The sequence below is a fragment of the Lachnotalea glycerini genome (genome assembly GCF_003201285.1).
Classification (GTDB): domain Bacteria; phylum Bacillota; class Clostridia; order Lachnospirales; family Lachnospiraceae; genus Lachnotalea; species Lachnotalea glycerini.
In genome coordinates this window covers 1-22,128 of the sequence record NZ_QICS01000022.1, presented here as the reverse complement: position 1 = coordinate 22,128, position 22,128 = coordinate 1, and the positions used below count along the sequence as shown (strand labels likewise).

Annotated in this window: 18 protein-coding genes and 2 pseudogenes; all 20 read right to left on the bottom strand. The window is 35.2% G+C overall.

What is annotated here, in order from left to right:
* Positions 1 to 4: 4 nt before the first annotated feature.
* Positions 5 to 700 carry a response regulator transcription factor gene (locus tag C8E03_RS21090; protein ID WP_094378035.1) on the bottom strand — a complete coding sequence of 232 codons (696 nt, stop codon included), beginning with the start codon at positions 698 to 700 and terminating at the stop codon, positions 5 to 7.
* Between the two features lie 258 nt (positions 701 to 958).
* A complete protein-coding gene (locus tag C8E03_RS21085) occupies positions 959 to 1,843 on the bottom strand; it encodes a DUF1002 domain-containing protein (protein WP_094378044.1) in 885 nt (294 codons plus the stop codon).
* A 157-nt stretch (positions 1,844 to 2,000) separates the two neighbouring features.
* Entirely contained in the window at positions 2,001 to 3,014 is a 1,014-nt protein-coding gene (locus C8E03_RS21080; RefSeq protein ID WP_110292050.1) for a threonine aldolase family protein, read from the bottom strand.
* Positions 3,015 to 3,042: 28 nt separating this feature from the next.
* Entirely contained in the window at positions 3,043 to 3,903 is an 861-nt protein-coding gene (locus C8E03_RS21075; protein WP_110292049.1) for a phosphatidylserine decarboxylase, read from the bottom strand.
* On the bottom strand, positions 3,900 to 4,595 hold the full coding sequence (locus C8E03_RS21070) for a CDP-alcohol phosphatidyltransferase family protein (RefSeq protein ID WP_094378032.1): 696 nt from the start codon (positions 4,593 to 4,595) through the stop codon (positions 3,900 to 3,902). The genes C8E03_RS21075 and C8E03_RS21070 overlap by 4 nt, the downstream gene beginning before the upstream one ends.
* Before the next feature lies 1 nt (position 4,596).
* On the bottom strand, positions 4,597 to 5,628 hold the full coding sequence (locus tag C8E03_RS21065) for a lysylphosphatidylglycerol synthase transmembrane domain-containing protein (protein ID WP_094378043.1): 1,032 nt from the start codon (positions 5,626 to 5,628) through the stop codon (positions 4,597 to 4,599).
* Positions 5,618 to 6,337 carry a phosphatase PAP2 family protein gene (locus C8E03_RS21060; RefSeq protein WP_094378031.1) on the bottom strand — a complete coding sequence of 240 codons (720 nt, stop codon included), beginning with the start codon at positions 6,335 to 6,337 and terminating at the stop codon, positions 5,618 to 5,620. Before C8E03_RS21060 ends, C8E03_RS21065 begins: the two co-directional genes overlap by 11 nt.
* Positions 6,338 to 6,637: 300 nt before the next feature.
* On the bottom strand, positions 6,638 to 7,693 hold the full coding sequence (locus C8E03_RS21055) for an aldose epimerase family protein (protein ID WP_094378030.1): 1,056 nt from the start codon (positions 7,691 to 7,693) through the stop codon (positions 6,638 to 6,640).
* 140 nt (positions 7,694 to 7,833) lie between these two features.
* Positions 7,834 to 9,822: a transketolase gene (gene tkt / locus C8E03_RS21050; protein ID WP_110292048.1), complete on the bottom strand. Its 1,989-nt coding sequence runs from the start codon at positions 9,820 to 9,822 to the stop codon at positions 7,834 to 7,836.
* Positions 9,823 to 10,155: 333 nt separating this feature from the next.
* Positions 10,156 to 10,998, bottom strand: a complete 843-nt coding sequence (locus tag C8E03_RS21045; RefSeq protein ID WP_094378028.1) for an L-ribulose-5-phosphate 3-epimerase — start codon at positions 10,996 to 10,998, stop codon at positions 10,156 to 10,158.
* 35 nt (positions 10,999 to 11,033) lie between these two features.
* The gene (locus C8E03_RS21040) at positions 11,034 to 12,551 is read right to left on the bottom strand and encodes an FGGY-family carbohydrate kinase (protein WP_094378027.1); all 1,518 of its coding nucleotides are present in this window, start codon (positions 12,549 to 12,551) and stop codon (positions 11,034 to 11,036) included.
* 22 nt (positions 12,552 to 12,573) lie between these two features.
* The gene (gene rpe / locus C8E03_RS21035) at positions 12,574 to 13,269 is read right to left on the bottom strand and encodes a ribulose-phosphate 3-epimerase (protein ID WP_110292047.1); all 696 of its coding nucleotides are present in this window, start codon (positions 13,267 to 13,269) and stop codon (positions 12,574 to 12,576) included.
* A gap of 32 nt (positions 13,270 to 13,301) precedes the next feature.
* Positions 13,302 to 14,744 (bottom strand): ATP-binding cassette domain-containing protein, encoded by a 1,443-nt coding sequence (locus C8E03_RS21030; RefSeq protein WP_094378025.1) that lies wholly within the window; start codon positions 14,742 to 14,744, stop codon positions 13,302 to 13,304.
* Between the two features lie 45 nt (positions 14,745 to 14,789).
* Positions 14,790 to 15,569: a DeoR/GlpR family DNA-binding transcription regulator gene (locus C8E03_RS21025; RefSeq protein WP_094378024.1), complete on the bottom strand. Its 780-nt coding sequence runs from the start codon at positions 15,567 to 15,569 to the stop codon at positions 14,790 to 14,792.
* 76 nt (positions 15,570 to 15,645) lie between these two features.
* Positions 15,646 to 16,569 (bottom strand): ribokinase, encoded by a 924-nt coding sequence (locus C8E03_RS21020; protein ID WP_170123090.1) that lies wholly within the window; start codon positions 16,567 to 16,569, stop codon positions 15,646 to 15,648.
* A gap of 166 nt (positions 16,570 to 16,735) precedes the next feature.
* The gene (locus tag C8E03_RS21015) at positions 16,736 to 17,779 is read right to left on the bottom strand and encodes an autoinducer 2 ABC transporter substrate-binding protein (RefSeq protein WP_094378022.1); all 1,044 of its coding nucleotides are present in this window, start codon (positions 17,777 to 17,779) and stop codon (positions 16,736 to 16,738) included.
* A 169-nt stretch (positions 17,780 to 17,948) separates the two neighbouring features.
* Entirely contained in the window at positions 17,949 to 18,962 is a 1,014-nt protein-coding gene (locus C8E03_RS21010) for an ABC transporter permease (protein ID WP_094378021.1), read from the bottom strand.
* Positions 18,963 to 18,971: 9 nt separating this feature from the next.
* Positions 18,972 to 19,970, bottom strand: a complete 999-nt coding sequence (locus tag C8E03_RS21005; protein ID WP_094378020.1) for an ABC transporter permease — start codon at positions 19,968 to 19,970, stop codon at positions 18,972 to 18,974.
* Positions 19,971 to 19,989: 19 nt separating this feature from the next.
* Positions 19,990 to 20,658, bottom strand: a pseudogene (locus C8E03_RS22995) (ATP-binding cassette domain-containing protein); the annotation flags it as partial.
* 318 nt (positions 20,659 to 20,976) lie between these two features.
* Positions 20,977 to 21,480, bottom strand: a pseudogene (locus tag C8E03_RS22990) (ATP-binding cassette domain-containing protein); the annotation flags it as partial.
* Between the last annotated feature and the right edge of the window lie 648 nt (positions 21,481 to 22,128).

Genomic DNA, 22,128 nt, shown 5'->3' with positions numbered 1-22,128 from the left:
CTTTCTATATTTTCTCAACTTTATAGCCAATTCCCCATACCACTTTAAGGTAGCGGGGCTCCTTAGGATTTATCTCTATTTTTTCTCTGATATGTCTGATATGAACAGCAACGGTATTATCTGCTCCAACTGCATCTTCATTCCATATATTTTCATATATTTGGTCAATCGAAAATACTCTTCCTTTATTTTTAACAAGAAGCAGCAATATATTATATTCAATCGGTGTAAGTTTTACACTTTCTCCCTCAACACTAACTGTCTTTCGTTCATCATCTATTAAAAGGCCTCCGGTTTTATACACCGTTCCATTCTCCTCTTCACAAATGTTTCCAAGTTTGGTAAATCGGCGTAGCTGTGACTTTACTCTTGCTATAAGCTCAAGTGGATTAAACGGTTTGGTTACATAATCATCTGCTCCAATATTTAATCCCAGAATTTTATCATTATCCTCAGATTTTGCAGATAATATTATGATTGGAATACTGCTGCTTTGTCTAATTTGAAGTGTTGCCCGAATTCCATCAAGCTTTGGCATCATTACATCCATAATCAATAAATGGATTTCGTTTTGCTCCAAAGCTTTAATCGCTTCTTTTCCATCGTATGCCTTCAGAACATGATATCCTTCTTGTAATAAATAAATTTCAATTGCTTCCACTATCTCTTTGTCATCATCACATACTAATATATTAAACAAATGATTCCACCTCTTTCACATTTTTATCTACTAATTCATTGATATCATAAAATTATATATCAAAACATCGTAACTGGATATACTTTAACAATATATTTTTAATACCGAGTCATGAATTTTCTTAAATTTTTCTTAATTAAATAAAGATGTTGCACTTTTATACATTACCACAACATGGTCTTTTCTATGAAAAAAAGTGCATTAACTTATGTAAGTTAAATACACCTTTTTATTTTGTCTATTTTGAAATAATCTATGCTAAAAAAAGCTTTTTAATAATTCTATAAAACTTACAAAAATATCCTTCAACTTAGCTCGGACACCCGCATCATCTAAATCTATTCCCATATCTTTCAGGCTATTATATAATTCTTTTGCCTGTGCCTTTAAAGCTTCTTTATCTATATCTAATGTTGATATTTTCTCCATTAAAGTACTGATTTGACTACGCTGTGAATCGGTCAGGGTAATATCTAATTCCTCGGCTGCCTTATCAATTGCATTCATAATATCTTCTTGTGAGTCAAGATTTCCTTCCACCACATACTGTTTTGCAAGTGCCATAAGCTGTTCAACTTTTTCACTATCACCCAAGGTATCGGCAATGCTTCCTGTTGTAACCAACTCATTTACCGCAGCATCAATGCTTTCCTCTGATACAGTTTCACCTGTCATGACCTCATATGCCTTTAAGGCACCAACTAAGGCTGCTGTTCCTGAAATATCAAATGGACCGGCAACAGTAACATCTGCATCTGTTATTCCTGCAGTGATCAATGCATTACGATACATTCCTGTTGTACAATATGTAATATTATGTGTTGTAACATAGATTCCATGCCCTGAATCCTGCTTTTCGATCAGAACTGAAGAAAGGGAACGTCCTCCTATTACACTTTCTGACATATAATCACTTAAATAATTCTTCTCATCCTCATTAGATATTGTTACCACATCATAATTACTTAAGTCATTTTGATCCACACCAAGCAAATCAAGCACTGTCGCTTTTTCTGACTCCGTCAAGTCTGCACCCAACGCTAAAAATGATTTAGAATCACTTTCTGCAAAAGCTGTTAATGATGTTGATAAAAGCATTATAAATGCTAATGTTACACTCAGTATTTTCTTATTTAACTTCATTTTGTTACCTCCAACGCTTCCATTACCTATCTTTCTTTTATCCTTCATAAACATTATAATAAACCACATATTTATCGCAATTGTTATTATATTTCAGTTTCTTATGAGTAATATGCAAACAAGTCAATTTATAAACATGTGTTTTTATTATACTATTTTATAATTTTTTGATAAATTCCTCAACCCCTTCTTTTGTTGTGGCAAAAGAGGTCACAAGACGAATTACTGATTTATCCTCATCTATCTTTTCAATCAATTCAAAACGAAAGCTCTCTTCAAGCCTTGCTATTTCCTCATTTGTCATGATCGGAAATTGTAGGTTTGTGTAAGAATCAGATGCAAATTGGTATCCTTTTTCTTGCAATGCTTCCTTTAATTTCATAGACATTTGGTCGGCATGCTCTGCCAGATTGTAATACAAATTATCCTTAAACAACTCTAAAAACTGTATTCCAAGAATTCTTCCTTTGGCAAACATACCTCCATGGCGCTTTATCATATATCGAAAATCCTTTTTCAATTCTTCCTTTATGATTACGAGTGCTTCTCCAAACAATGCGCCATTTTTGGTTCCTCCAATATAAAAAGCATCTGTGAGGCTCGCTATGTCTTTTAATGTTAAATCGTTTTTCTCGCTTACAAGGGCTGCTCCCAGTCTTGCACCATCCAGATACAAATATAAATCATATTCCTTACAAAAATCTGATAGTTTTTCTAATTCATCTTTACTATAAACCGTACCAAGCTCGGTTGAATTGGAGATATAGACAAGCTTTGGCTGCACCATATGTTCATCGGTATGAAACTCAAGCACCTCTTTAATCAAAGAGGGGGTAAGTTTTCCATCTGCCGTCTTTGCTGTAACCACCTTATGCCCAGTCGCCTCAATGGCTCCGGTTTCGTGAACATTGATATGTCCCGTTTCAGCCGCTATTGCTGCCTGATAAGGCTTTAGAAAAGCTGCTAGTGCTGTCTGGTTTGTTTGTGTTCCGCCTACTAAAAAATGAACATTGGCATTTGTATTTCCAACAAGGCTTTGAATCAGCTCCTTGGCCTTGCCTGAATATTCATCTAACCCATATCCGATTGTCTGCTCCATGTTTGTTTTCATAAGAGCTTCCAGTATTCTTGGATGGGCACCTTCACTATAGTCATTTTTAAAACTGTACATCTTATTCCTCTCTTTCCTAATTGATAAATCAAGCTATTCCAATTTTCTCACCCATCTTAACTACTGTTTCTACTCCATTTAAAGAATTAGCTAGTATATCTTCATCTATTATAACTCTTCCCTTTTCTAGGCAAAGAATAATGGTAGATCCTCCAAATTCAAATTTTCCTTTTTCTTCTCCCCGTCTGACGTTAGCTTTCTCGTGATAATTTACAATCCTTCCAACAAGCAGGGCACCAACCTCCATCGTAAGAATATTTCCAAAATTTTCACTTTTTATAATTGAAAATTCTCTCGTATTTTCCTTATATATTGGTATCACGTCATTAGCAAGAGGATTCACCGTATGATATACACCCGGTATCTTATAATTCTTAGTCTTAACTCCATTATCAGTATAGCAGAATCGATGATAATCATCCACCGTAAGACGAAAAATCAATAACAATCCTCCCTCATAATGAGTTGCAAGCTTCTTACTTCTTAACAAGCTTTCCATCGTATATAGTGTGTCCTTTATTTTAAAACGAGCATCTGCAGAAATCGAATATACACTTAACTTACTATCGCAAGGTGCTATCAGATGTTCTGGCTGCTCATCAATCTTGCGATGTCCTTCCTTGATTTTTCTTGTAAAAAAATCATTATACGAACGGTATTTCCTATCTTCATATTCGGATAAATCTATATCATTTTTTTTAACAAAAGAACCTATCAGCCATTTAGATACTGAGAGATTCAGTAATATGCCCATGGCTTTAGAAACCCACGGTTTTACAAGCTGCGACAATATGATTCTTCCAATCTTGTTCTGGTATAAAAAACCAAGCATCTGATTCTGAGTTTCATTTTGTTTTATTTCATAACCATTACGATCTACGCTTTTCATAAAATTTTCCTCAATTCCAATAATTTTTTTATTAATGGAATCTCAGGTAACCCCATATGTGCAATGTGATATCTGGAAAATAACAAGATAACTATAACAGCACAAGCAACTACCATAACTAATAAAAACAACTGTTTGTTAGAAGGTTTTCTCAATTTAAAATTAATAATAAACAAAGTACCTACTATATATAATGTTGCCATTAAAACCCATACAAAAACTTGTTGTGAAATAAGAAAATTAAACAAAAATATTAATGGTAGTACAATGGTTATCGTTGTAATTGGAAGTCCATGGTAATACTGATTGGCTCCATCCTCTTGTCTTTGCCTGTTTGTCTCTAAAACATTATAAAAACCCAGCCGGATAACAGAGCATACAGCATAATAGGAAATTACAATTCCGCCTAAGACACCTCTTACTCCAAGCACATAGCACATCAATGCCGGAAAGACTCCAAAACATACTACATCGCATAAAGAGTCAATCTGCACACCAAACAGCTTCTCATCCTCTGTTCGATTCTTTTTTGTTCTAGCAATTTTCCCATCAAACATATCACAAAGCCCTGATAATGCAAGACAAACAATAGCCGTGCGAAATCTGCCGCTAATTGCCTGTGTCATACCAAATATGGAACACACCAGACTAATATATGTAAGTACTACTGTATAATCATAAAAACCTATCATTTTACTTCTTCCTCTTTCTTTCTCTGCCTATCATCAAGTGTGCAACAACTGTTAGCAGTGCGCTTAGGATAAGCTGTGTATAGTATCCCAAACCTCTGCTTACTACCATTGCTGGTAATGTAATACTTCCACATATTGGTGTAAAAATCGTTAAAAACAGCTTCTCACTGATTCCCATTCCACCAGGAAGTGGAAGCATATCTACAGCTACCGAAATCATTCCCTGTAGAACTACAATGGTTGTCATTCCCATACCTTTAAACCCAAATGATTGGAGCGTAAGATATGTTACATAAAAAAGTAGTAATCTTTGTACAATAGTAATTAAAAGCACATTCCACACAACCCATTTATGAATTCGAAAATATGATGCAACGTCTTGATACTGCTGCATTGCGTGTTCAATTTTTTCCAAGTAATGATTGCTACGCTTCACCAGATGGATTTTGTGAAGCAGCATAATAATCATTTTCAGTGTATTTTTTGCCATCGTCGGGTGAAATACAAGAAGAAGCATATAACTAACGCAGAATACATTTAGTATTAGTCCCAGATAGCACCAACCAAGTACTGGTTGTAAGTATTGTATCATTTCTATCGGTCTTATCACTACAACCAATAAACCTAATATTACAAGTACCATTTTATATGTAATTGTTACAACCATCAGTACCAATGTCGCAATCGGAGTTGGTATCTTATCCTTACGCATATAATAAATCTGTGCCGGCTGCCCTCCTGTCGCTGATGGTGTGATACAGCTAAAGAAAAATCCAACAAACGAATATAAGAAACAGTGTCCCAGATGAATCTTTTGTTTAATTGTATGCATCATATAGAAAATAATTACTGATTCACTTCCTATAAAAAATATGACACATAATACTGCCACAAGCCAGTAACTAACATCTGCATTGCGAATATATCTTCGAAGCTCAACCATGTCTTGCCCATGAAAAATGTAATAAAATGTAATAACAAATACTGATACCAAAAATATTGTGTTCAAAATGCCTCTTCTTTTACTCATTATAATATGCCTCTCCAAATACTTTTTGCCCTATCCATTCAAAAATTCTTTCTATGTAAAGATATAACTGCGTATGATTTGTTATGTAATAACATAATTCCGCAAGCAGTATTCCCCCTACTATATCCATCAGATAGTGCTGTTTTGTAAACTGAGTAGACACGCACACCAGTATGGCAAATATACAAGAAAATAGCTTATACCACTTTGATATTCTTACACTTTTTCGAATACCGATAAAGCAAAACCAACTAACCAGACAATGAATAGATGGGAAAAGATTTGTTGGCCGGTCTAACTGATAAACCAATCTTACTAACCAACTGAAAAAATCATTGCCCGACACCTGCGGACGTATAATTGTCGTTGGCAGTAATATAAAAAACATCCCACAAATCAGTCTGGACATCAAATCTGCTGTAGCAAATCGATACCAACTTTCTAATCCTTCTCTGGCAATCAGAATATAATTGATTATCCAGAACAAATAGCAGATAAGATAAATAACGATCCATTCCTTGATAAAAGGAATCTTTGTATCTATCGAAGATGTCAGATTGTGATGCTGTGCATCTTTCATTAGCAGTTGTGTTCCTGTGTATACAAAGCTGTTAATTGCAAAACACCCGATTAATGATAAAATACCATACATCGGTATCCATTTTCCAATTCTTTTCTTATAACGCTTTCCTAAAACCGTATCATTTTTCATAATTCAATCATCCATTTATATTTATAGTTTCTAAACCTATATTCTATCAGAATTTTATATACACAGCAATGTCATTTGGCGTTGATTCATTACATGTTTATTACGGTTTTATTAAAAATTCTATTTATTAGCATCAACTGGACAAAGCAATTCATGCGCATTGTGTTTTTATGTAATAGGACACGCTCCTATTTCATAAAAATAGCATTTGGTTTATTAGCTAATTACTTACTAATGAACCAAATGCTTCTTTTAATAAATGACATTCTATTATTCTATTAATTTATCATGAATCTTTTACTATGATATAAACTTATAAATCGTAGTGGTATGATATTTTGCTCCGGCTTTCAAAATTGGACTTTCAAAGTTATCCTGATTAATTGCATCCGGAAAATACTGTGTCTCTAAGCACAATGCACTTCTTTTTTGATACTTCATACCATCTTTACCGCTCTCACCGTTGGTATTAATAAAGTTTCCAACATAAAGCTGCACGCCTGGTAGATCTGTAAATACTTGCATGATTCTTCCTGATTTCGGATCTTTCACTTCTGCAATCTTCTCAATTCCCTTCCCGTCACGATCCAGTGCATAATTATGGTCATAGCCACCTGTGAACTTAAGCTGTTCGAAATCACTTTCTATCTCTTTACCAACTGCCTTTGGCTCGGTAAAGTCCATTGGCGTTCCCTTAACCGATAAGATTTCTCCTGTTGGAATGGAAGCGCTATCCACAACCGGTACAAATTTGGAAGCTTTTATCCACAAAATATGATCTAATATAGAATCATTTGTGTGTCCTGTCAAATTAAAATAACTGTGATTGGTCATATTGGCTACTGTGTCTTTATCACTTACTCCGTCATATATAATTTGTAATTCATTGTCATCTGTTAATTTATAGGTTACCGCTACCTTGAAGTGACCCGGAAAACCCTGATCCCCATCCGGACTTGATAAAGAAAACACAATCTCATTTTCTTGCTCATTTTCTTTTGCGCTCCAAATTCTTTTGTTATATCCGTCAAGTCCTCCATGAAGATTATTGACTCCTTCATTGGTATCAAGCTGATATCTAATACCGTTTATTTCAAACTGCCCTTTTGCAATTCGGTTTCCGTTTCGCCCAATTGTCGCACCAAAATAACAAGGATTACTCTCATACCCTTGTAACGTATCATATCCATGAACCACATCAGCAAACTTACCATTTTTATCCGGCACAATAAGCTTTGTCATAATCGCCCCATAATTAATAAAACATGCTTTCATACCATTTTTATTTTCGATGGCATATTGAAAAATTTCATCTCCCTTAGTTGTTTTACCATAGTTCGTTTTTGAAATACTCATTATTTAAAACCTCCCATATATTTTATATTATAAAGCGAACAAACCCACTAAAATACTGACTTTATCCTTTTACAATCTCATTGAATTTCTTATAGAATAAGAGCAGAACGTATCCTTATGATGCGCTCTACTCTTATGTATTACATGATTCCTTTTACTGTATTTACAACATTTTCCACAGTGAAACCAAACTTCTTAAATAATACATCAGCGGGTGCGCTCGCTCCGAAGCCCTTCATCGTTACATAAGCACCATCAAGTCCCACATATTTACCCCATCCAAAGTCACTAAGAGCCTCTACTGCTACCCTCTTACGGACTGATTTTGGTAATACAGATTCTTTATATTCTGCTGATTGCTGTTCGAATACGTCCATACATGGCATACTAACTACTCTAACATCAATACCTTCTTTTGCTAACGCTTCTTTTGCATCAATTGAAAGTGAAACCTCTGAGCCACTTGCCATGATAATTGCATCCGGAGTCTCTTTCGTAGAATCTGCAATAACATATCCTCCCTTTAGTGCTTCCTTACTAGAGCCTGCTAACTGAGGTAAATTCTGTCTGGTTAATGCAAGTGCTGTTGGAGTCTTCTTATTGGTGATTGCATAAAACCAAGCTGCTGCTGTTTCTGTAGCATCTGCCGGTCTAAAGGCACTAAAATTAGGAAGTGCTCTTAGCATTGCCAACTGCTCAATTGGCTCATGTGTCGGGCCGTCTTCACCTACACCAATACTGTCATGAGTCAGTACAAACGTTAATGGTAATCCCATTAAAGAGGAAAGTCTTGCCATTGGCTTTACATAGTCACTAAATACAAAGAATGTAGCAACATACGCCTGTAAACCACCATGAAGCATTAGACCATTACTAATTGCTGTCATTGCTAGTTCTCTGACTCCAAAGTGTAAGTTTCTGCCTGCATAGTTATTCTTTGAAAAGTCTCCTGCATCTTTCATGTTTGTTTTGTTGGATGGTGCCAAATCTGCAGAACCACCAACAAAATTTGGCAATCTATCCTTAATTCGATTAATCATAACACCGGAAAGATTACGAGTCGCATCTGCTTTCTCCTCATATTTCCAGAATTCTTCGTCATCGATTAATTGGTCAGCTGCATTTTTGTCATAATATTTATCCCATAGTTCTCTCATATTTGGATATTTTTCGCTATAAGCTGCAAATTGCTGATTCCAGTTCTCTTCTACTTTCGAATTTGCATCTGCAATTGCCTTATAGTTATCATACACATCTTGTGGAACATAAAAAGGTTCTTTTGACGGCCATTCTAAGAAATCTTTTAATGCCTCTATATTATCCGCACCTAATGGCTCTCCATGTGCGCTGGCTTTTCCCATTTTAGCAGGGCAGCCATAACCGATTTGAGTCTTTACTGTTATCATGGTTGGTCTGGTTGTATCTGCTTTTGCTTCCTCAATAGCCTTTCCAATTTCTTCTAAATTGTTACCGTCTTCTACTACCAAAGTCTGAAAGCCAAATGCTTCAAATCTCTTCTTTACATCTTCTGTGAAAGCAATATCTGTGCTTCCCTCAATTGATATTTTATTTGAGTCATATAAAACAATCAGTTTTCCAAGGCCTAATGTACCAGCAAGTGAAAAAGCTTCTGAAGAAATACCCTCCATCATACAACCATCTCCACCAAGAACAAAGGTATAATGATCGACTACCTTAAAATCATCCTTGTTAAATACGGCTGCCAAATGCGCCTCTGCCATTGCCATTCCAACTGCCATGCCCATACCAGCTCCAAGAGGTCCTGTGGTGGCTTCTACACCAACGGTATGACCATATTCCGGATGTCCCGGTGTCAGTGAACCATCCTGTCTGAAATTAGCCATATCATCTATTGATAAATCACCATATCCAAATAAATGTAATAAAGAATATAAAAGAGTGGAACCATGTCCGCCTGAAAGTACAAATCGATCTCTATTAGCCCATTGTGGATTCTTAGGATTGTGATTCATGTGTTTTGCCCATAGTTCATATGCCATTGCTGCTGAACCAAGTGGTAAGCCCGGATGTCCGGAATTTGCTTTCTGTACTGCATCGGCTGCCAATATTCTTATGGCGTTAACGGATTTCGTGTCAATATTTCCCATTTTATTCCTCCTGATTACTGCGAGCATTTAGAAAGTGTACTTTCCTAATCGCAAACACAGTTTACAGCAGGTAACGTACACTCTATACTCATAATGATTTTGTTATTGCATTACGCTTTATTATATCACAAAATTTTCAATAATGAAAATCAGCAATTACTATTTCTCTCAATAAAAACACATAATAAATCGTTATTTTCAGAGTATCACTATGCCTATTTCTTGTCTACTGCAATTCTCACTATTTTTATATCATAATCATACAATTTTATATTTGAAATTACTTCATCCCATATTAAGCATTTGCATCATGCTTTCTTAAATAATTCTATCCTAAAATACTTGTTCAATTTTGCTTCTTAAAAAATCACTGGCCAAGAACAAATCTTTTTCCCAATCTGCTGCTCCCACATACCAGAATTCTCCGACAAACATTCTTACTCCCAATTCCTTAAGCTGCCTTAAATTGTTAACATAATCGGTATGTCCGGTACCATAAGGTATTTCTCTATAACTTCCTTGTATCGTTTCCTTTAAATGTGCTGCAACAATATGTCCTTTTCCAGTTATAATATCATCATTTACATTCATTTCATATTTCAACCCTGCATTAGCCAGATTTCCTATATCTGGGTAAACTCCTAAATAAGGACTACCTATTTTATTTACATAATGCATAGCTTTTTCTACTGTATCCATAAATGGCGTTTCCATTGTTTCAAATCCTAGCATTATACCCTTTATAGCAGCCAGTTCGCAGGCTTGTTTTAAATTTTGTTCAAATAAAAGTTTTGTATCATCCGATCCCTCTTCATAGTAAACATCATAACCTGCTAATTGTATAATACGTATACCTATCTTTGCCGCAAAGTTAATTGCTTTTTCCATCATTTCAAGACTCTTATCTCTAATTAATTCATTACGGCTTCCCAAAGAATATTTACGATGCCCGCTTAGACACATTGTATCTATTGGTATCCCCGTTTTGTAAATATTCTTCTGAAGCTCATAAAATTCCTTTTCTGTCCAATCAAGCCTTGCTAGTTTCTCTTGCGTCTCATCGATACTGATTTCCACATAATCAAATCCTGCTTGCTTTGCACTTTCCAGTTTTTCTTCCCATGTCAGATTTCCTGGCATCGATTTTTCGTAAAGACCTAATGTGTATTTTCTCAAGGTACTCCTCCTAACCTGCCCGGCCTCAATCTCCTTTAGTTCTTAAAGTGATTCCAGGCCTGGCTTAAAGACTGTATGACTGCTTTGTATGTTGCATATTTTTCTTCATAAATTTCTTTATATTCTGGTCTTGGAAAAATGGTATTGGTAATCGTTACCGTGCGTTTTACAGCCTCTTTATAGTTCTTATAGATTCCCGCTGCGATTCCTGCCGCCATAACAGCACCTTGTGCACCAATTTCCTTTACCTCAATTGTATTAATTGGAATCTGAAGTGCATCCGCAAATATCTGTACCCAAACTGCCGAATTAGCAGCTCCACCAGACAATCGTATGCTTTTTGGCGCTTCTCTGTTTCTAAGTAATTTTTTCACATGCGTTATATGAGAAAATACAATTCCTTCATATACAGCACGAAGCATATGTTTCTTGTTATGATATGCTGTTAATCCTATGAAAGTGGCCTTAGCCAGGGCATCTTCATTAGAGCCATTTAAAAATGGGAGAAAAATCACATTATTATCCTGTGGCTCTATGGATGCCACCCATTCGTTGGTGATATCATAGATTGATTTTCCTTCCTCTTTTGCCCTTTCAAGCTCTAGAGACATAAGATTTCTAATAAACCATTCCATATTACCAGCAGATGTAGGAGAGCTTTCTTCCACCAGAAAACGCTCTGGTATACAATACATTGAATTTAAGGAAACCGTGCCATTGGATACGGGAGCTTTTGCAATATACTCATTAATGCTCCAAGTTCCTGCAACCATGCACATTCCCTCCTCATCAACCAGTCCAGAGGCAAGACCGCAGGCATCCACATCAAACATACCCGCTGCTACAGGTATTCCTTCTGGCAAAGAGGTTATCTTCGAAGCTTCTTTTGTTACATAACCACATATATCTGCTGAATATTTTAACGGAGGCAGTTTATCATAAACCATTTCCAGTCCAAATAATTCCAACAATTCTCTGTCATATTCCTTTGTATAAAGATTTATCAGATTCGAACCACTTGCGCAGGTATATTCTGCGTAAGCTTCACCCGTTAGCATATATCGAATGTAATCAATTACGGAAAAAATGTACTTCGTATTTTCAAGAACAGAAGGTTGTTTATCTCTTAACCATGCAAGGAGACTTACCGGTTGGCAAGCCAGTATTTCCTGTATCGATTTTGCAAAAACCTTTTGTTTTGTGCCATCTTCTTCCCATTTCTTTATATATTCCCAAGCTCTCATATCTGTGGATATGATTCCATTATAAGAAGGTTTTCCATCCTTTCCAACTAGATAAAGTCCCTTGCCATGACCCGAAAAAGATACTCCTGCTATATCTCTTGCATTTATACCACTCTTTTCGATTGCAGTCTTAACAGCTTGTGCATTAACTTTCCAAAGCTCACTCATATCTCTTTCCGTATACCCTGGTTTAGGCGTTAATGTTATTGTAGGAATACTTGCAACTGAAATTTGCTTTCCGTCCTCATCAAATATTGCCGCTTTTGAAAATGTTCCACCATTATCTATTCCTACCAGATATCTTGACATATTCTACCTCCGGTTTCAATTTTTATTGATATACCACTTCACTAGAAGAATTAATGATTTTTCTAAATCTTTGTATTGCTTCATCCAAATCTAATTTTTTATTAAATATACTGGATGTTCCAGCAACGTAAATATCTGCTCCTGCCTTAGCCATTTTTTCTGCATTTTCAAAGCTTACATTTCCGTCCACTTCGATATCTATGTCATAATATCCCTTACGATCCAAATATTTTCTCAGGTCAGTAATTTTTTGTAATGTCTGAGGAATCAGAACCTGTCCAGCAAAACCCGGATTCACTGTCATAACCACTACCCCTGCAATATCGTTTAGCACATAATCAAGAGCCGTGATGGGAGTTGCAGGATTAATGGCTACCATAGGCTTAGCACCTGTTTGTTTTATCTTCTGCAAAGCTCGTTGAAGATGCATGGTGCTTTCCGCATGAATTGCTACACATTCTCCCTTTTGAAAATCAAACCAGTCAATTTTATCTTCTGGCTTTTTTATCATTAAATGTATATCAAGTGGTATTTTACTTACTTTACGCAGACTTTTTATGTAGTCTGTACCAAGCATATAATTTGGAACAAATTCTCCATCCATTACATCAACATGCAAATATTCTATATTATTTCTCTCAAAACCATCAAGATAGTATCTTATATCAAGTATTTCAGCACACATAATCGACGAAGAAATTTTGCCTTTAGCCTTCATACGCTCATCTCCTTTTCCTTAAATCCAAATATCTATCTATAAAGCTTTTTATCATTTTGCTTATCGTTATTAATCTTTTGAATAATTTTTCCTTCCTTAACCTTGTAGACAATATCACTTATTCCGAATATTTCATTAAAATCATTCGAAATTAGTACAATGCCTTTTCCGTTTCGTTTTAATTCATTTATTATATTATATATATCAATTCTTGAAATCACATCTATATTATCCGTCAAGCGGTCAAAAACATAGATTTCTCCCTCCGATAAAATGCTCTTCGCGATCAGAATTTTTTTCTGCTGCCCTGTACTTAGTTCTTCGATCTTATCCTCAGGCCCTGCCGTTATGGCAAGCTTTTTCAAATAACGTCGGCATATTTCATTTAGCAGCTCATCTGACAAATGTTTTTTTAAGATGCTATAGGGAAGCATATTTTCTCGAATGCTAGAATTCATAAACATATAATTCTGAATTACATTGGCATCTAATAATATAACGCCACTGTCTGCTGCCTCTTGTGGCATCCCTATTTTTACCTCTTTTCCCCGAAAAAATTTAACACCCTTGCTTTGAAACAGTATATTAGTAAAGGAGGCATCTCCCTCCTTATCCAATCCTAAAATACCTACTATTTCTCCTTCTCTCACCTCAATTGAAAAATCTTCAATTATCGTATTGTGAATGTGTTTCATCTCAAAAATCATAGCTTGAGGGCGAAGTAATATTTTAGGTGGTTTTTCTTTCGAGAGCCTTAGTAAGGTATCCATTACACTCTCTGCATTGACAGCACTAGCATCCATCATATCAATTACCTGATTTTCAACAAGGATACCAATCACATCTGACCTTTTCATAATGGATTCTAAATTATGAGATATATAAATGATTGCAGAACCTGCACATGCTAAATCTTTGATTATCTTATCCAAAACTTTCTGGCTATCCACATCCATATTGGTATCTACTTCATCAATAACCACTATTTTAGGATTACAAATCTGGACACGGATTAGTTCCATAATATTTTGCATAGAACGAGATAACCTTATAGATGTTACACTTGTATCAAGTGTAATTCCATAACGTTTCAACAATTCCTTATATTTTTTTTTGTATTTCATTCTATGTATAAATGTTCCCCAAATAGGATTTCTTTTAACGAAATTGATTCCTAATAAAATATTTTCCTCAACTGATAAATAAGGAAGCATTGTTGTCTCATGAGCTACTAAAAATACACCTTCTCTCATTGCCTTTTTAATATTCCAATTTATACATCTTTTTCCGTCCATCATCAAGCTGCCTTCATCAGGTGCAACTACACCACAAACTATATTTGCTATTGTACTTTTGCCTCCGCCGTTATCGCCTGTTAATCCATATACTTTTCCACCCTCTATTTTCATTGAAACATGTTCTAGTACTACATTATCACAATATCTTTTACTTACTTCAGCCATTGTAAAAATCATAATATGCACCCTTTTGTATTTTTTACACAAGCCTTTCTTGATAAGTTATAAATCGAATTTTTGATGTAATTGTACTCCATTTTTATAAAAATAGGTTTTATATCTGTCTGGGATTCCTTCCTCTGTTATTACATAATCCACTCCTAAAATATCATCAACTTTATACAGGCCTATTTTATCGAAAACAGGTTTTTCCATAATTGCAACTATACTTCCAGCTTTACTTTTTAGTTGAGCGTATAAATATGCATCTTCATTATCATTAACTGCAATTCCATTTTCCATATCTGCTGCCTGGATGTGAACAAAAGCCTTATTAATCCTTCTGTCTGGAAATGGCACCCCGCTATTAAAATTACATAGTATGTTCTTACTATAATCAAAACTTCCACCGATTAGAATTATCTTTCCATTCTTGTATTTACGCATAATTTCCAATACATCAAGACTATTGGTAAAAACCACAACGCCATTTTTACTGCATATTTTTTCTGCAAGTATAAGATTACTATCGCCTCTATCCAAAAAAAGTATGTCAAAGTCCTCTACTATGGATGCGCTTAATTCTCCTAATACCTTGCTCTGCTCTGAAATTACTCTCTTAGCATCCTCCTCTTCCTTCACAAGAGAAGGCACTGTTAATGTTTCATTTAGAACAGCTCCCCCATAGGTTCTAGTCAATATACCTTCGCTCTCAAGCTTTTCCAGATCACGGCGAATTGTAACTTCTGAAACCCTGAGACTCTTACTAAGTAAGATGACATCGACTGTTTTTTGTTCCCTTATCATTTGTCTAATCATTTGTAAACGTTCAATTTGAAACATAGGAGCATTATCCTCTCATTTTAATCTATAATAATTTGTATTATATCATAAGCTACTTTGATTATAATACTCTTTATTATAACATGTAAAGTTTTTCAAAGCTTTCAACTGCCTCTTTGGTTGGAAGACTGTCACTTGCTCCTTTTTTTGTTACCGCTATCGCTCCGCATTTACTTGCATATACAAGCGCTTCTTCTATCGTTTTATTATCTGTCACAGCTCCGACAAAGCCTGCGCTAAAGCTATCTCCTGCTGCTGTAGTATCAATTACTTTCACCTTATAGCTTTCTTTCCTTATTCTTTCCTCCCTGCTAATATAAAAGCATCCCTTTGCACCTAATTTAATTAACACACATTCAACCCCTATGTTAATTAATTGTTCAGCCGCTTTAATCATTTCAGTTTCGGTTTTAATCTCTCTGTTAAACAATGCTCCCAATTCAGTTTCATTTGGACTTACACACCATGCATTTTTTAAGGACTCAATCCGACAATTCCTAACTGGCCCTGCATCCACAAAGGTTCTAACTCCTTGTACTTTGGCTAAATTAATTATATGTTCCACACAGTCTAATGGAATCTCCAATTGAAGCATAACCATATCAACTTCATCCAAAAGTGGTTTAACATAAAGATCAATATCTTTGGGTTTAATTTTTTCATTAGCTCCCAAAGAAACAACAATCCTATTTTCTCCACTCTCTTCAAGCAATATATAAGCCACGCCAGTCTGATCTCCTATTTTCTCCACTCTGCTCATATCAATCTTATTGTCTTTTAAATTATCAAGTAATATTTCTCCATATTGGTCATTGCCCACTGCTCCGAAAATAACAGTTTCAAAACCAAGCCTTGCTATGGCTCCTGCCTGATTTGCCCCTTTTCCTCCACATGCATATGAAACCTCTTTGCAAAGAATACTTTCTCCTGCTTTTGGAACGGTGTTTAAAGAAATAATAACATCCATATTGATGCTTCCAACTACTAATATTTTACCCAAGAAGATTCTCCTTGCTCTCTCAATCATTTTTCTATATTTGTTTATTTTAAAATAGTGGCTTTGCACTCAGCAAAACCACTATTTATATATTTACTGAGAATATTTTAATTCCTATTTTAGGAAATTATGCGAGATGCACTTTTTTGTCTCATAAATATTTATATTATTACTTCACGTAGTCTTCTGGAGGTCCAAGGATAACATTTTTATCGCCACTAACTTGAATGGTACCAAAGCCTTCCACTTCCATTCCATCTGTAAGTTGGTTTCCGTCTAATAATGATTTAGCAACTGCTACTGTTAAATATCCAAGATCTTGTGTATTCCATAAGCATCCAAGGTCTAATGAACCATCTGCTAATACTTCCTGACAATCCTCTTTTACTGCCGTTCCAACCACAGATACCTGATCCTGTAAGCCTAATTCAGCAATTGCTTGAGCCGCTCCAATTGGAGCAGGTGTTGATACCGCAATGATACCTTTTAGATCTGGATATGCTTTTAATAAGTCTTTTGTTTTTGATAATGCTTCTGTTTGTTTTTCATCTGTTCCAACTGGATCTGTCACTAATTTCATATTAGGATATTTTGCTTCCATATATTCTTTTGCGTACTGAATCCATGTATTTAAATTAGAAGCTGACAAAGAACCTGTAATAATAGCATATTCTCCATCCTCTGTTCCCATATAATCTACTAATTTTTGAGCAAGATGCTCGCCCAATTCTTGATCATCAATCTGATGAATTGATGCATCTACTAAATCCTTTGTTGCCTCTGTATCCCAGTCAAGTACAAGAATTCCAGCTTCTTTTGCTTTTTTAAGAACTGGATCTAGTGCTGCTGCATCGTTAGGTGCCACACAAATTGCATCTACACCTTGTGTAATATAATCTTCAAGCATTTTTACCTGCTCTGCTGCATCTGCGGTAGTAGGTCCGTTATAAATAACGTTTACGCCCAATTCTTCTCCTGCTTGTTTTGCACCTTCCCCTGTTTGTGTAAAATATGGAATTCCAATTAATTTTGGCATAACAACGATATCATATGAACTTTCCGTTGATTCTGTTTCTGTTGTCTGCGCTTCCGTTGATTTTGTCTCTGTTGTTTGTGTTTCTGTTGAAGAATTTTCTGTCTTGCTGCTACATCCGGCTAATAGGCTCGAAATCATAGCCACCGCCATTAATGCACTTAACACTTTCTTTTTCATTTTGTTTCCTCCTTTTAGTTATCTTTGCACAATAAAATGCGCCATTTGAGTAGAGTTTATCATGTAAACTCCCAGTGAATCAGCTCTGCCGACTCTGTTTTATTCTTAGTTTTGATGCATACCCTTTAAAAATACTTACCAAAACTTTGGAATCAACTAAACTATTACTTTATTTCACTGAACTGGCAGATCTTAATTTAATCATTTTTTTATCTGCCATTTCTTTTGATATAAAACGAATCGCAAGAATAACAATCAAAATACCACCTGTAATAATATCAACAATATAGCGGTTTACTCCCAATATATTTAGGCCTGTTGATATTACCTGCATAATAGCAATTGCTACAATTGTTCCAACCACAGAACCATGACCACCAGAAATACTAGTTCCTCCTAAAACGACAGCCGTAATACTCTGCATTAAATAGGAAGAGCCATAATCTGTCTTAGCTGAATTATAACGGGAAGAAATAATTAAAGATGCGATACCTGACATAATTCCCGAGAATAAATATACTTTCATTAATGTTTTTTTTGTATTGATTCCTGAAAATCTGGTAGCAGTTTCATTACATCCAACCATAAATACTTCTGTGCCCCATGCACTTCTTTCTATTAATAAATAACTTATAACGATAACAACAATATAGAGAATAAGTGGAATTGGGATACCCAATAAATCTCCGTTACCAATTTCTGAATAAATATCTGGAAAACCTGAAATCGCACCACCTTTAGTAAAATTAAGTCCAATCCCCTCAAATAACGTTTTCGTACCTAGTGTAACAAGCATTGGTGCAACACCAATATAGGCAATTACTGTTCCATTTATAATACCTGTAAGAGATGCAACTATAATACATGCTATTAAAGCTAGTACAACTCCCATAATAGGATTGGTTTCAGAAAAATCACTTGATAATATAAACGCCGTAACGATTGCAGATAAAGCAGCTCCATTTGTTATGGAAAGATTAATACCACCTGTTAATATGGTTATCATCATACCAATAGCCATGATACCAAATTCCGGCATTTGAAATGCCATTGTTTTTATATTATTTATTGATAAAAATTTATCTGGTGATAACGCTCCCATTAGTATAAATATTCCGATAAATATTATAGTTAAAGTAAATTCATTGGAATGTTTGGATTGTATTTTTTTTATATAATTCATCTTATCCTCCTATCCCTCGACATCTACGCGAACTAGTTTTGACTGTTCTCTTTTTCGATTAATAACATCAACCGAAATGGCAATTAGTATTACCAATCCCATAACGATTTTCTGCCAGTAAGTGGGAATCTTTGCCAATATAAGACCATTTTGTAATATTCCCATTAATATGATACCAAAAGTAGTTCCAAGTACAGTTCCTACTCCTCCCATTGTACTGGCTCCACCAATTACTACCGTTGAAATAACGGTAAGCTCGTATCCCAAGAACGTATTCGGGTCAACCTGCTGTACAATTGAAGTGTGTACTACGGCTGCTATTCCAGTCATAATACCGCTGTACATATAAATAAAAACTTTAATCTTGTCAACATTATATCCTACTCTAACAGCTGATGCCTCGCTGCCTCCAATTGCATATATTCCACGTCCAATTAATGTGTATCTTAGCATCAGCCACGTTACCACCCCGGATAATATTAGTATAATTACCTGTGATGGAATTCCTAATGTCAGACCATTTTTAGTGGGAATATTTCCTAATTTAGCCATACCAAATTCCTTAAAGTATTCAGGAAGTCCGGATATCCAGGTTCCGCCTGTATAAAGTAATACAACTCCTAGTGTAACGGTCATAATTCCTAACGTAGCAACCATCGGAGCAATTTTTAATTTTGTAATGATTAAACCATTTATCAAGCCAATTAATGCACCAACTAACATACTTATAATAAATACAATTACAATATTGGTATCAAAAACCGTCATAATCTTTCCTGCAACAACGGCACAAAGTGCTATGCTTGAAGCAACAGATAAGTCGATACCCCCTGAGATCAGAACAGGCAACATACCAAATGCCATAATTCCGTAAACTGCATTATTTCTTAAAATATCAATTATATTGTCAGCTTTTAGAAAAGCACTACTTACAATTGTTAAAATGAATGACATGATAAGAATAATGAGTATGATTCCGAATTCTTTTCGTTTTGTAAATTTCTTCACAATTACCACCTCCCATATTTTATAGTACAGCCTTGCTCATAATCATTTCCTGGGTCACTTCTTTATTATCAATTTCTAACGTAATTCTTCCTCTTCTCATAACAAGAATTCTGTCACTGACTGATAAAACTTCAGGAAGCTCTGAACTAATTACAATAACAGCGGTTCCTTCTGCTGCAAGCTTTCTCAATATCTGGTGAATTTCTGCTTTTGCACCAATATCAACACCATTTGTCGGCTCATCTACAATTAAAATCTTAGCCTCTGTAGCAATCCATTTCGCCAATACAACCTTTTGCTGATTACCGCCTGACAACTGCATTGCCAGCATATCTGGATTATTTGGACGTACATCCAGCATAGTTACCCATTTATCTACTGAAGCCCTTTGTGTTTTCCTATCTACCAGTCCAAATTTATTTTTGAATTTTTTCAGCATGGGAAGCGTTATATTACTTTCTATTGTCTTTGCAAGAACGAGTCCTTGTGTCTGCCGGCTTTCAGGAATATAAGCAATTCCTTGTTCTAACGCTTTAGCCGGAGATGTAATCTGAACCTCTTTTCCCTCTATCAGAATTTGGCCTTCACACGGAAGATTAATACCAAATATAGCTTGCACCATCTCACTTCTTCCTGCGCCTACCAACCCTGTTATTCCGAGTACTTCTCCTTTATATAATTTGAAATTGATATCTTTAAAATTACCCTTTTTGGATAAGTTTTTTACCTCTAATGCGACTTCATTTTTCTTTTCCAGATTTGCATAACTTTTGATTTCAACTTTTCTTCCTACCATCATGGAAACTAATCCGTTTTCATCAATGTCATCTTTATCAACAGTTCCAACATATGTACCATCTCGAAAAATAGTAAATCGGTCTGCAACATGAAAAAGTTCATCCATTTTATGGCTCACAAACATAATTGCAATGTTCTTTTCTTTTAGTGAATCAATGATCGTATATAAATTTTCTACCTCTCCTTTTGATAAAGCTGAAGTAGGTTCATCCATAACTATCATCTTTGCATCCTGTGCAATTGCACTGGCAATAGCAACCATTTGCTGTTTTGCAATAGATAAATTCTCCACTGTCTCTTTAGGACTAATATCACTTCCTAATATTGAAAGTGCCTTTTCTGCCTTCTTATTAATTTTTTTCCAATTCAAAGTCATTTTATTCTCTTCAATAATGTCATTGATACCAATATTTTCAGCTACTGTTAAATTTCTAAATAAGCTGAAATCTTGATATATAACTGCGATTCCCTGCTTAATTGCATCCATGACTCCATTTAGTTTTGTTTCTTTTCCTTCAATTTTAATGACAGCTCCCTCATCGGGAGATTGAAATCCTGATAGAATTTTTATTAATGTAGACTTTCCTGCCCCATTTTCTCCAACAAGCGCATGCACTTCGCCAGGTCTAATATCAAACTTAACATTATTTAGTGCTTTAACTCCCGGGAACGTTTTACTTACATTTGACATTTCCAGATACGTATTCTGCACATCGCCACCTCCAAATTTACTCGAATTGATTACTTATGATTGTTTATGTCATTTTGTTTTCGTATGAGATTATTTTAATCTTATTTGTACATTATGTCAATATATTTTTTAATAATTATTTTTTATTTGTACACTATTATTAATATATACAAATTAAACAATGTTATATAACAATATACTTTTGATTAATCACTATTTTAAATTATATTTTTGTGCATCATTATCAACTATTTTATTCATTATTATTTTTATTCTTTCGTTTGCTTTCGTTTCGTTCATATCTGTCATTGTTTACAAGTTTCCTAGTATACAAGAAAGCGGACAACGTTACCACAACAAGGTCTTTCCTATGAAACAACAAAGCGGACAAGTCTGCATTGGCTCCCTAATTCCTGACTCATGAGGAACTTGACCGCTTTCCAGCGCCGAATGCAGTCACGCTTTGACATTTTCCACTTGCATTCGTGTGCATCCTGCGGAGCATTTTTATGTAATAGGACACAATTGTAGAGTAGGTCGGAGGTCGCAAGACCTCTTTCCCCTCATCAAACCGTACGTGAGGTTTTCCCTCATACGGCTTTCCGACATTCTTCTTTCTACAGCTTTACGTCATGCAATCATTTGTTGCAAACCCTTGTCTACTAATTT